The organism is Fluviicola sp., assembly GCF_039596395.1.
Taxonomy (GTDB): Bacteria; Bacteroidota; Bacteroidia; order Flavobacteriales_D; family Crocinitomicaceae; genus Fluviicola.
The window spans coordinates 2,026,819-2,040,549 of sequence record NZ_JBCNJT010000001.1 but is presented as its reverse complement, the minus strand read 5'-3'; the positions used below and the strand labels follow the sequence as shown (position 1 = coordinate 2,040,549).

The window sequence follows — 13,731 nt, the reverse complement described above, 5'->3', positions numbered from 1 at the left end:
GTAGGCGCGCGATTAATCGCGCGCCTACATGATTTTGTGTTTTACAATTCCTCTTCTTCGGCCGGCGGCCCTGCAGGTTTTCCCTTCCCACCTTTGGCGTCTTGTTTTTCAGCACGTTTTTCCTGCATCTTTTCACGCTTTTCCTTTTCCCAGGCTTCGTATTTTGCGTATTGATCCGCTGTAAGTACCTCTTTGTACTGCGCATTGCGCGCGTTCTGGTTGTCTCTCAGCTGGGTCATTTTTTGTTCCCTGGTCAACGAGGTATTATCGCGGATTGCATCGTTTTTTTGTGCAATTCCCAGGTTGATATCGTGGATTTTGGTGGTTTGAGCGTCATCCAGCCCCAATTTGGTTTTCATTTTCTGGGCGGAATTGGCAGCTCTTTCCTCTGCAGGTTTGCGTTCTCTTTTTTGCTGTTGCGGCCGCTGAGCCATTACAGTTCCCCCAACTACCATTGCCAATGCTAAAATAAGTGTCTTCATATTGAATTATTTTATGATTCTTACCCATAAGACAGAAATTGTGCCAATTGGTTTAACGGAGGTGAATACCAGTAAGGTTAAAAATTTTTCGCGCCTACTGGTTATTATTGTACTTTCGGGCATGCAGAAACTCTTCTTCTTTCTATTCATCGTGATTACCGGAACAGCTTGTTCGGTGATAACAGCTTCGAGAACGGATGGAAGAGAGGTTTTTATGAATCACAAACATTTGGGGGCTGTTCCTTTTGAATTGTATTACGACTCCACCATTACCAAGATTTCCCTTTTTGGCAACCAGATTACGGATATAGACAGCGAAATCGTCAACCTGGAGCTTTTGGAGGTGCTTTATCTGGGACGTAATCACATGAAAAGCTTTCCGAAGGCAATTTGCGGCCTGAAGAACCTGAAAGTGCTTAGCCTGGCTTATAATGACATCGATTCGATCCCGGATTGCATCTGCAGGCTTCAAAACCTGGAGCGCTTATTTTTATCAAACAACCAATTGGTTTATGTATCGGATTCTCTGGCCAGTTTGAAAAAGCTGGAACAGTTGGACCTTAACAGGAATGCGATTAAAACGTTGCCGGAAGGTTTGGGATATTTGTCGGCCATGCAATTTATGGATCTCAGCTTCAATAACCTGGATAAATTACCCGATTCCATGCAGTTTATGCGGGGAATGCGCGAATTGAACCTGCAATACGCCGGGCCCATGCTTCGTATTCCGGAATCGGCTTGTGGTTTAAGGATGCTGGAGAAAATAAAAGCCGATCCGTCAATTGTTTTCCCGGTTTGTTTTTTATCGCAACAAACAAACCGCCTGGTGATTTACATCGAACCCTGATCTCTTCCCCAAAAATAAAACAGGACGAAATCATAACTTGCGTGGGCAGCAATGCAGAACCACAAACCTTGTTCGCCGGAAATAGCGAAACTCAGCACCAGAATAAACAAACAAACCAGCAGCCCGTATTGGGTGGTTTCCAGGTCTTTCGGATTGATGTAGCCGTGGATGGCAACAAAACCTATGGTAGCCAAAACCGGGTGCAGCCATTGCTGAACGGCTACCCGGAAGAGTATTTCTTCTCCGAATCCTGCACAAAGCGACAGGAACAAAATATCCACCACATTTAAACGCATAGACCGGATGAGTTGGTGCTGTACGGAAAAACTTTTCCGCGCCGTTTCCGTGTTGGTCATGATCAGCATGAAAATCCCGAAAGCAACTCCGTATTCAATCCCGATTCCTGTCCAGGTGGTAAAGATCCTGTCCAGTTGCAGGAATTCACTGATTTCGGGCATTCCGCAGAGCAGCCAGCCAAGTGGGGCCATCAATAAAGTGGCAAAGCCCAGCAGGTAAATTTTCCATTTTGACATCTAGGTCAATTTAGTAATAATGGCGTGATGTTGAGGATAAAGATTCGTTAATTCTTCCGAAGAAAACAACTCGAAATCCGCGAAGTCGAAGCCCGGAGCTACCGCACAGGAAACAAAAGCATACCCGTTGTCACTTTTCAGGTGTGAACCGAAAATGGTGCGCGCCGGAACCACATGAAAAGGAACTTCGTTCCGGGAAAGATCCAGGCCAAGTTCTGTAATCTGGTGTTCGCCGTTTGCCAGGATGCTGTGAACGAGCAGGGGAGAACCTTCGTGAAAATACCAGCATTCATCCGATTGGATGCGGTGAAACCTGGAAATACTGTCACCGGTAATTAAAAAATAAATGCTGGTCAGCACATTCCTGTTTTTCCCGGGAATTGTTTCTTCGGAGCGGTATGTTTCAGCATAAAATCCTCCTTCCGGGTGACTTTTTAAATTGAATGCTTCGATCAGTTCCTGTGCGCGTTGCGGAAGTTCCATTATTCGATAATCGGTTTATTCGCTATATTCTTCTTCTTGTTGCTTATGGGAAGAAAGTACCTGAAGTCAATGGTGAAATAACCTGCTTCAATGGGTTTGTAAGCCGATAGTTTATTGCCATTGCCGGAGTGCTTGAAAATTGACACTCCGAAAAACGGCGGTTTAACCGGAACCTTGGCCCCAAATCCCAAAAAGAATGTTCCTGCTTTTGAGGTACGGTATTCAAATCCGATCCCGGCATTCAAAGCAAAGTAAGTTCTTTCTGTTCTTCTTCCCTGGACAAAAATAGTTCTTTTTGGCGCAGGATACATGGTGTCCTGGGCATTTGACGGATAATGTGTCAGGGAAACGCCGAGGGAAGCGTCTGCGAGCCATTTTTTGGTTAATGGAACGTAGAAAAGCGCATTGACTGGCAAATCGTAGTTGATGAAGGTCAATTTCTGGCTGTCGTAAATGTTCGAATCCGGAATGGAAACGCTGATTTGGTAAACTCTCCTCACCTGCGAAATACCGGTTTCAAGGCTTATGTATTTGGATAGACCAATCCGGATGGTGCCTCCGAAGGTGAATCCCCATTTGTTATGGAAATCGGCAGTCATGGAACCTGAATCATTCGTGAATCGGGTATGAACGGCACCGATGAAGTTGTTTGGAATAACCGGGGAAGCTGTAATCCCGAAATAAGAGGGAAAACGTTCCTTTTTTTGCTTTTGAGCAACAGACAGAAACGAGAGAATACAGAAAAGTGTAATGGAAATTGATTTCGGCATATGAAGAGGTTTGTTTTTCAAAACGACTCCTCTTTAAATACCGTTGGTGAAAACCCTGAATTATTCGATAATCGGCTTATTCACAGGGTCTTTCTTCTTTTTGGGTGTCGGGATGAAATACCTGAAATCGATCGTGAAATAACCTGCTGTAACCGGTTTGTATGCAGACAATTGTTTGCCCGTTCCACTTTGTCTCAAAATAGAAACCCCGAAAAACGGTGGTTTCATAGGAACTTTAGCTCCGAAACCCAGGTAAAATGTTCCTGCTTTTTCGGTGCGGTATTCAAATCCTACTCCGGCATTAAATGCAAAATAGGTACTTGCGGTTCTTCTTCCCTGGATGAAAATAGCTTTTTTGGCTTCAGGAAGCATGGAATCCTGTACATCCGAAGGATAATGAGTAATAGAAACTCCCAGGGATGCATCTGCGTACCACTTTTCACTCAGAGGAACGTAAAAAAGCGCATTCAATGGAATGTCGTAATTGATAAAAGCCAGTTTCTGACTGTCGTAAATGTTGGAATCAGGAAGGGAAACGTTCACCTGGTAAATTCTCCGTACCTGTGAAATCCCGGTTTCAATACTGATATTTTTGGACAATCCGATCCGGATAGTTGCTCCGAATGTAAATCCCCACTTGTTATGAAAATCAGTTGTCATGGAGCCGGTACTGTCCTGCATTTCCGTATGGACTGCTCCAATGAAGTTGTTCGGGATTACAGGAGATGCAACCACCCCGAAATAGGAGGGGAAGCGTTCTTTTTTTCGTTTTTGACCGAAGGAAACCACCGAAATAGCACAAATAAATAGGATCAATAAGGATTTCTGCATGGTACTTTCTCTTCTTTTCTTTTAAAAACGGATTTTGTTTTGAACTCGTTGGTAAACTAACGTGGATTTACCGGACTTATTGTTTCCACTCCGTGAGGTATTCAATTGGTTTTCGCTGTCCTTTCGGCCATTCAATCGATGGATATCCCAGGTAAAATAACCCCACACAACGCTGTTCATTTGTTAGTCCGAGGAACTCGTGGAAGCGTTCGGATTTCATGATGCCAGGCGTTGACCAGAATGCCCCGATTCCTTGCGCTGTGGCTGTTAAATGCATATTCTGAACAGCACATGAAATGGCTGCAAAATCATCTTCTTCCGAAATGCGCGTTCCTTCTTCACGGTGTAAGATCAATGCGATTACTGCACTGGCCATTTTAGGACGGCTCATGAGTTTTCCTAATTTACTGTCTACCTGTTTTTCCTTCGGTGTTTCCGACAGGTAAATACTTCCCAATGTTTCGGCAAGATCATTTAATGCATTTTCCTGGAAAACAATAAATCTCCAGGGCTGGGTCATTCCATGAGTGGGCGCCCAAACGGCATTGTTCAATAAAAGCTCTATCTGCTCTTTGTGAATTTTTCGGGTGCTGTATTGTTCCGGGTATATGGTTCTTCGATCGCGAATAATCGCTGTTACTTCACTCAGATTGTAACGCATTCTTAATTTTTTTTGTAAAAATACTTCGAATTCGTGAATAACCGTCCAACTATTTACCGATCCGAACCATTTCCGCCTTCCTTCAATGCTTTTTGGATGAGGAAGAACGTTTTGTCAATCGTGTCGTAAGAACCGTTGGGAACCGGCCCCAGTGCAGGAGCGCTGATCACATATCCGAAAGGATCGATTAACAGGTAATACGGATAGTTCACTACGTTGTAATTCTTAAAAATGGAATTGCTTTCTTTCGTCGCAATCACGGTCCATGGCAATTCGTTTTTCAATTTCGCAACATCCAATTCCGGTTTGTCTTTGTAGACCATCACAAAGTTTACAATGTCTTTGTAACGTTCATAGATCGGTTTCAGGAGGTTCATCTGCTTGGTATTGTCCAGACTTGCCGGATCCGCAAAGAATAGATACAGGTATTTTTTCTGGAAACTATGAAGTGTCAGGTCCTGGCTTCCGTCTTTCAACAGAAAATCGGGAGCTTTCGATCCGGCGCTCAATTCCATCAGCCGGAAACGGAGGTTTTGGGCAATGAGCTTATTTTCCGGGTATAAGGCATATTTTGAAACACTGTCCAGGATTGTCAGAATATTGGTCTGCGGATAATCCTTTTCGTAATAGCATTCCGAAAGTGTTTTCAGCATGATCAACTCCCGGAGTTTGTACTGTTTCGACAAGGTGTATTCTTTGGAAAGCGCTTTTCCAACAGCTGTGGGACTAGATTTCAATATTCCGAGGTAAAACTGGTTATTCAATTCATGACTGATGCGGGGGAGCAATTTTTCATAAAAATGCATGATATACTGCATATACGCTTCATTCTGATAATAAATAGGAGTGGAGCGGATGTAGAAATCATACTTTTCGTATTGGTTCCGGGATCCCATAAAACGGAGGTCATCCAGTTTGGCAATGGTGTATTTCCGGTGATAATTAAAATACCTGTCGAGGGTGTCTGCTTTGTAATACTTCTCGACATCCATTTTAAAGGTATCAAGACGTGCAACGAAATACTTTGAATCTGCATTGTTCTTCGTGTAATAACGGGCCACGAATTCATCATTCCAGCGGTTGAACTCCAGGATTTTGTAATTGATATCGTCTTTCGGTAAATTGTAGAAAATCAATTCCACGAAATTCCCAGAAGGATTGTAGGTATCGTATTTATTCCTTTCCGGAACGAGTACTTCATATTTTCCGGAAGGTACGGCAAATAAATTGGCTTTGTTGTTTCCCGCTTTCAGGATCAGTTTACGCGTTTCGTCCAGGTTGAAAACCAGGCTGAAAGTACTGTCTTCTTTAACGGTAGAAGATGCAATACGCTCTTCCCGCAGGGTGATGAAATCCGAAATTTGGTAAATCTCTACTTCTTTTCCCACATAAGCAGGAGCAAATCCGGTGATTTCAGTCAGCGACTGGCCATGGATTTGAAAAAACTGGATGGAGACGAAAAAAAGGAAAAGGTACTTGTTCATGCTTAATTAACGAGCTGATCGAAATTTGTTACATACTTATCAATTTTCCCGCCATTTTTATAGATTTCCCGGATAATCGTCGCATTGATCGCAAAAAGAGAAGTGTCAGGGATCAAAAAAACCGTTTCAATCTCTGTCATATCCCGGTTCATCAAGGCAATCGGCACTTCGTAGTTAAAGTCTTTTACATCCCGCAATCCGCGCAAAATGTAATTGCATCCTTCGTCCTTACACATTTCAACCGTCAGTTTTTGATACGTGATCACCCGGATCTTCGGTTCGCCTTCAAAACAACTTTGAATGTGCTGTAACCGCTTTTCCAACGGGAACAAATAGTTTTTGGTAGAGTTGATTCCTACTGCAATGACAATTTCGTCAAACAAACCCAGTCCTTTTCGGATAATATCTTCATGACCTTTTGTGAACGGATCGAAGGATCCCGGAAAGCAAGCACTTTTTTTCATGTCATTCAAAATTGAAAGAAACTAAAGTAAACATTACCGAAGTTCCTGGTTTCTACATATCCTTCTTCCTGGCTCAGATCTGTTTGTTTTCCGTGTTCGATCAAACAGATTCCTCCGTCGTTCAGGAGTTTTCGTTCACGGATGATGCGCACGATACTGTCGTGAAACGTAAGGTCATAAGGCGGATCGGCAAAGATGAGATCAAAGGTGTCGTCACAATTTTCCAGGTAATTCCGGACTTCATTTTTGGTGATGAGCCATTCGTCTTCAATTCCGAGTTCGTTTTTCAGTTTGTACATGAACTTGATACAAACCGGGTGTTTATCTACGGAAGTAACGTTTCCGGCTTCCCGTGAAAGGAACTCCAGTGAAATGTTTCCTGTTCCGGCGCACAAATCCAGAATGTTAAGGTCAATCAGGCTATACCTGTTTTCCAGTACATTGAAAATTCCTTCTTTGGCGAAATCCGTTGTGGGCCTTGAAGGAAAACTCTTTGGCGGACTGAATCTTCTTGCTTTATATATGCCTCTTACTATACGCACAATGTCTGGTATTGAAGGTGAGCGGAAGGTTGTATTTCCAGTTTCGATTGCTCAAACAGGTTGATCTTTTTTAAATGAGATTCCAGCCGTTTCTGCGTGTTTTCGATCTGTTCTCCCGTACCGTGAATGAATAATTCGTTTTTCGAATCGATTTTGAGTTGCGTAAACACCGTAGCCAAATGGTACACGATGTCTTCTTCGCTTTGATACTCCTGTACGCTGGTATGTGCGATGTTCCCGTCTTTCCGTACCACCAGTGAAAACTGCTCTTCGTGAATCACCAGGTGGCTGCGCAACGGAATGAGCGAACCGGTAGTCAGATGCCTGAGCACATGAGTCAGTTCGTGCTGAATAACAATGCGCGGTGCTTTCAAAATCAGTACGGACTTCACCCACATCGGCAATTGGTAAATAATCACGGAACTCCATTCGGGCAGGCGGTTGTAATCTACATCGCTTTTCGAAATGGTTTTATGAACGGTATACTGTAAAAGCGTTTCCGGTGTCGAAGCTGCAAATAAAGAATTCGGAACCACGCAGAAATCCTGTGCAAAGTATGAGCAGGAAAAGTTTTCGAAGCGGTCCAGGTTTCCTACTTTTTCGATCACCTGGGTCAATACTTCTTTATAGCCTGCATCCGTTCTTTTGGTACAATTCGCTTTTTCCAATAGTTGGATGTCACTTCCCGCCAACTGGAAGGCCGCAATGCTTTGCTGAGTAATTTCGAGTATTAACTGCACAAATTCGTTTTGTACAAATATAGTAAAACTAGTCAGCGTCCACCTTTAATATCAGTGAGAGTTTTTACAAATATATCTGCGTTAATCCGCGAAATCCGCGAGAATTTTTTTGCTCGCAGATTGTATGGATCTCGCAGATATTTATGTAGTTATAAGTTATTTACTACTCGGGCAATTCCATCTCTAATATTTACAGTATTGAAATTAACTAATAAGCCCAGCTTTAATTTCGTTAATTTGAGGTAAGCATTAAGCTGTTTAAAATGTAATGCTGAGAAATCAGTAACGGATTTGATCTCAATGATTACTTTACCTTCTACCAATAAATCAAGTCTGTAGCCAACCGGCATTTTTACATCTTTGTATCTGAAAGGAACTTCAATTTGGCGTTCAACTTTCAAACCGGCTTTTCTAAGTTCATAATACAATGCAGCTTCATAAGCGCTTTCAAGTAGTCCGGGGCCAACGGTATTGTAAATTTCAAAAATGGCACCTCTAATTTTGTAGGTTATTTCGTTCTCTGTCATAGATTGAAGCTAAGAACAAAAAAGGAAATCTATACTATTGACTTTCTTGAATTTTACCGTTATATTATTGTAAATGAATGTGTTGTTTGGTATGTGTCAATCTTGCGCTATGATTGATAATTAAATATCTGCGTGAATCTGCGAGACGTAAGTTCAGCGAAGCTAAATCTGCGTGTAATTTATAGGTACTTTTAAGTTATGGAGGAGCAAGTATCTATTCAGGAGAAGTGTTATCAATTAATCCGTTCGTTTTTTGGCCATACGCCGAATGCCGAGCAGGAATTGCTGATACGTCATCTTGCTGAATTTACTTTTGAAGCGGAAAATCCGGCGTGTTTTATTTTGAAAGGATATGCGGGAACAGGGAAAACCAGCATCCTGGGAGCTTACATCAAGGCTCTGACTGTTTTGAAACGCAAAACGGTGCTGATGGCACCAACCGGAAGGGCTGCAAAAGTACTTTCTTTGAGGTCCAATATGCTTGCCACCACGATCCACAAACGCATTTATTTTACCGGGGCCGGCCCGGATGGCTCTGTGAAACTGCAATTGGCTCCGAATAAATCCAAAAACGCAATTTTCATCATTGACGAGGCTTCCATGATCGGCGATTATTCGTTGCAATCAGACGGAAGTGTTTCGCGTAATTTGCTGGAAGATGTTTTTCAATATGCCTTAAGCGGTGAGAATTGTAAACTGATCCTGTTGGGAGATGAAGGCCAGCTTCCGCCGGTAGGTGCCGATGAAAGTCCGGCACTCAGCACGGCTTATCTGAACCAGCATTTTCCGCTGGTGCATTTTACGGTTTACGGATTGACTTCTGTTGTGAGACAACGTACTGATTCCGGGATCCTGGAGAATGCCACACGCATCCGGCAGGCGCAGGCGGAAGAAACAATCCCTCAATTGGATCTGCATTCGTTTAAAGATGTGCAGGCTGTTCCCGGCGATGAATTGATCGAAAAAATAGAATCTTCCTACAGTAATTACGGAGCAGATGAGGTGATGATCGTAACCCGTTCCAACAAACGTGCGAATCTCTATAACCAGCATATCAGGAACCGGATTCTGATGATGGAGGAAGAATTGTGTGGCGGCGATCTGCTGATGGTGGTCAAGAACAATTATTACTGGCTCGATCCCTTAAGTTCAGCCGGGTTTATAGCCAACGGCGAATTGTTGAAAGTACACCGTATCCGGCGCATAGAAGAAATGTATGGTGTTCGCTTTGCCCATCTGGAGGTTTCCCTGATCGATTATCCCGACCTGGATCGTTTCGAAGCGATTGCATTCATGGAAACGCTGACGATTGAGCAACCAAACCTGGACCGCGGATTTTTGAAAGAGTTGTTCTTTGAGATCGAAAAGGATTTCATGCACGAAAAAAATAAGCAAAAGCGCTACCAGGAAATCATGAAATCGCCTTATTTCAACGCACTTCAGATCAAATTTGCATATGCTGTTACCTGTCACAAATCGCAGGGCGGACAATGGTCGGCGGTATTTGTAGATCACGGCTACCTGGAATTCGAACAAGTGGATTTCTCTTTCCTGCGCTGGTTATATACGGCTGTAACCCGCGCCAGCGAACAATTGTATACGGTGAATTTGATGGAACAATTAATAGAATCGTAGGGACGCAATATTTTACGTCCCTACCGGTAAAAGCACCGCATATTCCCTGAATGCGTATTTTTTAATCGATCTGGCCTCCGAAGTGGCGTTCGGATTTTCCACGCGGAGAACACCCGCAATAGGATATTTGTCGTTTGCCATGTTCGGATACGTGAGTTTTGCCCGTAACAGGTGAATGGAGTAGGTGCTCGTTTGGTCGCTTTCGTAAATCCGGATAATGTAAAACACCTCGTTCTTTTTCGAAACCACTTTGTGTTCCATATAAGCCAGTTTCTTTTCCCGCAGGTAGTTTGAATTCCTTGAAACCGGTTTGAGGTAAAAATACGTTTCCATGAACGGATTGATGTGCGCTTCGTTGAAGTTTTCTCCTTTAATCGAAATCCGGCTTTTTGTTTGGGAAGAATCCGAATTGAACTTGAAGGGAAATTCCAGTTTGATCTTTTCCCACCGGCCCTTGATGAGGTTAAAACGGCTCAGTCGGCCGATCGTCAGAATAACAATGACACCCGAAAAAACAACCGAAAAGGCAATCGACCGCACGCTCCATTCCAGGTCATGGTCCCAGAGAGTCAACAGGAATTGTGCACCGAAAACGATGCAGTAATAAATGAACAACCGTTTGAATACAAAAGAAGAATCAATGATTTCCCGGTAACTGAAGTAAGGGGAGTTGTTGATCGAGTTATTCAGGATCACCGCGAAAACCGAAATCGTAACCAGGAAATAAAGCACCGTAAATATCCATCCGAATTGGTGAATCGGAGGGTACATCAGGAAGAAATCATAGATTCCATGAGCCAGTGAAGCAAGTAAAAAGCAGGCAATGATCGTTAAAAACGAATTTTTCTCCGGTTTGAATTTGAATAAGATCAACCCGTAAGCAATGATGGAAGTGTCGAACATGTGTCCGACTGTTGACAGGATGGCCCGTCCGTTGATGATTTCCGGTCCGCTTATACTAAAATAAGTTACATGCTCCACTGCCGAAAATCCCAATGCGCAGACAGAGACATACATCAAATAATCGATGGGCTCTTTTAAGTGCGAACGGAACAGGAGGAAGAAAATGGAAAATGCCAGGATCTTTGAAAATTCTTCCAGCATTCCTACCTGGAAAATAGCATATGCCAGATCGTTGACAATATTTCCGTTGATTTGCAGCTGATGTCCGTCCAGGATGTAATCGTGGAAGCCAAAAACAACGAATACGGAACCTCCGCCCAGCAAGAAGGCAACAATCACGTGGATCAGGCTATTCTTGTTGTGAATATCGATCAGCCGGAAATAATCCACCCAAATCCATGCAATAAACAGGGAAATAAGCGAGTAGGCCAGGATCAGTATCACCTTATTTGATGTTTAGTAATTCCTGCCATCTGAAGGAAGTCGGTCCACAACTCACTTTTACGCCGTCCAACTGCTTGTTCAAACGGTCAATGACAATTTTGGCATCTTCCCGGCTTAGATAAGTTCCTGCGAGTACATTCAATTCTGTTTTCAATTTCTGGATAACTGTCGCAGTTCGCAAAGCCGACAAATAATCATTTCCAGTTAAACGGTACTTGTTCAGTTCACTTTGAATGGATTCGTTTGAAGATTTCAGGTTGGTTTTTACCGGGTCCGTAAAGGTGTTTATTTCCAGTAAAATTCCACGGTTCAGGAAGATGTTGACCTGTGTCGAACGCAGGCGCAGGTTGGAAGAATCCATTTTAGCCTGCATACGTTCTTCATCCGTTCCGCCCTGGTAGGCATTCCATTCCGTTCTGTCGGTTGCCCGGACCACGTTGGTACCGTTCCATTTTCCAACTCCCTGGCCGCGGCTGATTACTTCAAACGGCAGCTTTTTGTCCAAAAGCGCTTCGAACAACTGGCGAACGGAAACACTGTCGGATTCCTGGAATAGCGGTTTATTCAAATCCCATTTATTGGATTCGAACTGATCGACCAAATTCAACTGAACGCGTGCATCAAATCCCGGCTTCGAATCAACGAGGTTTACGTGCAGCATCACTTCATCGGCATTGTCGGAAAGCGGCCCGTCCGGGATAGCGATCAAACGCACTTCAAAAGGTGTTTTCAGAGTATCTGCTTTGAACGTAAACTCCTGGGTATACAAATCAAAAGTGGAGGAATCCGCAAAGGTGTAGAATCCGTCCTTTTCGGTATAGCTTACCCAATGATGGCCCATGGCTGATTTGTAATTGTCGAGACGTCTTTGGTAAATTGCCAGCAGGTCGATTGCAATTTTCTTTTCTTTTTCCAGTTCCTCGATGATTTTCTTGTAGCGTTCGTATTCCCCATATAGGTAAACCAATCCTTCCTGCTCTTTTTTGCGTGTTTTTTTATCCGAACTTGTTTTGGGCTGAGCGGTAAATTCTCCGCCGGTTGTTTTCTTCAATGCTTTTTTCTTTTTACGCTTTACGGAACCCGGAACTTTGGAACTGGTGGTAATGGTTCCCTGTGTGATGTTGGAATACTTGTGCTCGTTTTCGTTGATCTCTTTTTCCGTATCGTCCTTTTTCTTTTTTGCTGTGGCGATATCGTAATCGTATCCTCTTTTTCCGTAAATCCGGTCCCACAGCTTGGCAATTTTATCTTTTTCCAGTTCGTTAATGACTGTTTGGAACGTTTTTCCATCGCTGTAAGTTGAATCCGGGGAGAGAAAACGCGTATCATTCGATCCGAACAGGTGATAGGACAAGCCGTTTCGTTCGATCACAACCGTTGTCTGCTTTTTGGAATTGTATCCCCAAACGTCGAAATGAAGTTGTGTCAACTTGTTCTCACCGACCGTTTCAAAATCTACCGTTGGCATGCGAACCGGCTCCAACGCAGTTTTACTTCGTTTGGAAGGATCAATGATTTTTGCTTCATAAGGAAAAAGGCCCACTGCTTTCGGAAGTCCTTTGTTCCATTTTCCGCTTTCGTCTTTTTCGCGTTCGTTTAAAAGCCCGGATGTTTCTGAACCGTCACCTGCCGCGATCAGGACATTTTTAAAATTGCTTGCCGTTCCACCCAATTGTAAAAAGATCTCGTATGCTCTTTTTTCTACATATGCATTGGTGGCATAGTTCATCGCTTCAATGGTTACCAGCTGGTCTTCTACCGACAAGAAATGAAACGTTGCCAACAAGGCTGCTTTGTCATCGAAACTGAGGCTCGGGTTCAAAGCCGTAAGAATCTTTTTCTGGATTTCGATATTTCCATTCTCATTTTTAAGGGCGGAAGCGGGAAGTTTTGACTTCAGAATCGCTTCAAACTGATTGTATTGTGTCCGGTAACGTTCCAGGTCATTTTCAGACTGGCGGGATGCCAAAAGGACTTTATTCAATTCCCACAAAGCCATTTTGTTCGCAGCTTCAACAATAATCCCTTTCGGCGATTTTTCAATTTCCCCTTTCCGGATAAACAGTGAATTCGGGTTATTGATGATGTAACTTTCAATTGAATCGTAGTTCAATTCCTTGTTCATCAACCGGACAACCGGCCCGGAATACTCAAAATAACGCCCGATGCTGTTGTCCAGAATAGGACTTTTCTTAACGATATGGAAAAGGTATGCGCGGTCTTCTGCTGTGAGGTCATTTGTTCCCTGGCCAAAAGACGCCAGGCATACACATGAGATTAAAAGGGTGTAAACGTATTTCATTCGTTTGATTATGGATTTCAAATATCTCTAATAATTGGATTTACTAAAATACGTAACAGAAATAGTTGTTAACAAAAATCCCG

15 protein-coding genes are annotated in these 13,731 nt (G+C 43.2%); 2 read left to right on the top strand and 13 right to left on the bottom strand.

What is annotated here, in order from left to right:
• Positions 1-41: 41 nt before the first annotated feature.
• Positions 42-482, bottom strand: coding sequence for a hypothetical protein (locus tag ABDW02_RS08975; RefSeq protein WP_343634206.1), 441 nt, complete (start codon positions 480-482; stop codon positions 42-44).
• A gap of 121 nt (positions 483-603) precedes the next feature.
• On the opposite strand from ABDW02_RS08975, the gene ABDW02_RS08970 reads away from it, so the two are divergent.
• Positions 604-1,329, top strand: coding sequence for a leucine-rich repeat domain-containing protein (locus tag ABDW02_RS08970; RefSeq protein WP_343634205.1), 726 nt, complete (start codon positions 604-606; stop codon positions 1,327-1,329).
• Here the strand turns inward: ABDW02_RS08970 and ABDW02_RS08965 are convergent.
• The 10 genes from ABDW02_RS08965 to ABDW02_RS08920 form a co-directional block, all read right to left on the bottom strand.
• On the bottom strand, positions 1,314-1,862 hold the full coding sequence (locus ABDW02_RS08965; protein ID WP_343634204.1) for a CPBP family intramembrane glutamic endopeptidase: 549 nt from the start codon (positions 1,860-1,862) through the stop codon (positions 1,314-1,316). The genes ABDW02_RS08970 and ABDW02_RS08965 overlap by 16 nt on opposite strands.
• Positions 1,863-2,345 (bottom strand): cupin domain-containing protein, encoded by a 483-nt coding sequence (locus ABDW02_RS08960; RefSeq protein ID WP_343634203.1) that lies wholly within the window; start codon positions 2,343-2,345, stop codon positions 1,863-1,865. It abuts the gene before it with no gap.
• Complete coding sequence (locus tag ABDW02_RS08955; protein ID WP_343634202.1) at positions 2,345-3,115, bottom strand: outer membrane beta-barrel protein; 771 nt, start codon at positions 3,113-3,115, stop codon at positions 2,345-2,347. The genes ABDW02_RS08960 and ABDW02_RS08955 overlap by 1 nt, the downstream gene beginning before the upstream one ends.
• Before the next feature lie 60 nt (positions 3,116-3,175).
• Complete coding sequence (locus ABDW02_RS08950) at positions 3,176-3,946, bottom strand: hypothetical protein (RefSeq protein WP_343634201.1); 771 nt, start codon at positions 3,944-3,946, stop codon at positions 3,176-3,178.
• Between the two features lie 76 nt (positions 3,947-4,022).
• Positions 4,023-4,607, bottom strand: a complete 585-nt coding sequence (locus tag ABDW02_RS08945; protein ID WP_343634200.1) for a nitroreductase — start codon at positions 4,605-4,607, stop codon at positions 4,023-4,025.
• 53 nt (positions 4,608-4,660) lie between these two features.
• A complete protein-coding gene (locus ABDW02_RS08940) occupies positions 4,661-6,091 on the bottom strand; it encodes a redoxin domain-containing protein (protein WP_343634199.1) in 1,431 nt (476 codons plus the stop codon).
• A 2-nt stretch (positions 6,092-6,093) separates the two neighbouring features.
• Positions 6,094-6,555: a pantetheine-phosphate adenylyltransferase gene (gene coaD / locus ABDW02_RS08935; RefSeq protein WP_343634198.1), complete on the bottom strand. Its 462-nt coding sequence runs from the start codon at positions 6,553-6,555 to the stop codon at positions 6,094-6,096.
• Between the two features lie 5 nt (positions 6,556-6,560).
• The gene (locus ABDW02_RS08930; RefSeq protein ID WP_343634197.1) at positions 6,561-7,097 is read right to left on the bottom strand and encodes an RsmD family RNA methyltransferase; all 537 of its coding nucleotides are present in this window, start codon (positions 7,095-7,097) and stop codon (positions 6,561-6,563) included.
• Positions 7,088-7,837 carry a DUF3822 family protein gene (locus ABDW02_RS08925; RefSeq protein ID WP_343634196.1) on the bottom strand — a complete coding sequence of 250 codons (750 nt, stop codon included), beginning with the start codon at positions 7,835-7,837 and terminating at the stop codon, positions 7,088-7,090. The genes ABDW02_RS08930 and ABDW02_RS08925 overlap by 10 nt, the downstream gene beginning before the upstream one ends.
• A 149-nt stretch (positions 7,838-7,986) precedes the next feature.
• A complete protein-coding gene (locus ABDW02_RS08920; protein ID WP_343634195.1) occupies positions 7,987-8,364 on the bottom strand; it encodes a GxxExxY protein in 378 nt (125 codons plus the stop codon).
• 198 nt (positions 8,365-8,562) lie between these two features.
• Between ABDW02_RS08920 and ABDW02_RS08915 the strand changes: the two genes are divergently transcribed.
• Positions 8,563-9,999: an AAA family ATPase gene (locus ABDW02_RS08915; protein ID WP_343634194.1), complete on the top strand. Its 1,437-nt coding sequence runs from the start codon at positions 8,563-8,565 to the stop codon at positions 9,997-9,999.
• A gap of 12 nt (positions 10,000-10,011) precedes the next feature.
• Here the strand turns inward: ABDW02_RS08915 and ABDW02_RS08910 are convergent, their stop codons facing one another.
• Both ABDW02_RS08910 and ABDW02_RS08905 read right to left on the bottom strand, forming a co-directional pair.
• A complete protein-coding gene (locus ABDW02_RS08910) occupies positions 10,012-11,346 on the bottom strand; it encodes a PrsW family glutamic-type intramembrane protease (RefSeq protein ID WP_343634193.1) in 1,335 nt (444 codons plus the stop codon).
• Position 11,347: 1 nt separating this feature from the next.
• On the bottom strand, positions 11,348-13,648 hold the full coding sequence (locus ABDW02_RS08905; RefSeq protein ID WP_343634192.1) for a hypothetical protein: 2,301 nt from the start codon (positions 13,646-13,648) through the stop codon (positions 11,348-11,350).
• Between the last annotated feature and the right edge of the window lie 83 nt (positions 13,649-13,731).

Bases quoted from the DNA above. Each gene is read 5' to 3' on its own strand.
- ABDW02_RS08955 (WP_343634202.1), bottom strand. From the start codon at position 3,115: ATGCCGAAATCAATTTCCATTACACTTTTCTGTATTCTCTCGTTTCTG.
- ABDW02_RS08960 (WP_343634203.1), bottom strand. From the start codon at position 2,345: ATGGAACTTCCGCAACGCGCACAGGAACTGATCGAAGCATTCAATTTA.
- ABDW02_RS08940 (WP_343634199.1), bottom strand. From the start codon at position 6,091: ATGAACAAGTACCTTTTCCTTTTTTTCGTCTCCATCCAGTTTTTTCAA.
- ABDW02_RS08920 (WP_343634195.1), bottom strand. From the start codon at position 8,364: ATGACAGAGAACGAAATAACCTACAAAATTAGAGGTGCCATTTTTGAA.
- ABDW02_RS08965 (WP_343634204.1), bottom strand. From the start codon at position 1,862: ATGTCAAAATGGAAAATTTACCTGCTGGGCTTTGCCACTTTATTGATG.
- ABDW02_RS08950 (WP_343634201.1), bottom strand. From the start codon at position 3,946: ATGCAGAAATCCTTATTGATCCTATTTATTTGTGCTATTTCGGTGGTT.
- ABDW02_RS08970 (WP_343634205.1), top strand. From the start codon at position 604: ATGCAGAAACTCTTCTTCTTTCTATTCATCGTGATTACCGGAACAGCT.
- ABDW02_RS08975 (WP_343634206.1), bottom strand. From the start codon at position 482: ATGAAGACACTTATTTTAGCATTGGCAATGGTAGTTGGGGGAACTGTA.
- ABDW02_RS08905 (WP_343634192.1), bottom strand. From the start codon at position 13,648: ATGAAATACGTTTACACCCTTTTAATCTCATGTGTATGCCTGGCGTCT.
- coaD (WP_343634198.1), bottom strand. From the start codon at position 6,555: ATGAAAAAAAGTGCTTGCTTTCCGGGATCCTTCGATCCGTTCACAAAA.
- ABDW02_RS08915 (WP_343634194.1), top strand. From the start codon at position 8,563: ATGGAGGAGCAAGTATCTATTCAGGAGAAGTGTTATCAATTAATCCGT.
- ABDW02_RS08945 (WP_343634200.1), bottom strand. From the start codon at position 4,607: ATGCGTTACAATCTGAGTGAAGTAACAGCGATTATTCGCGATCGAAGA.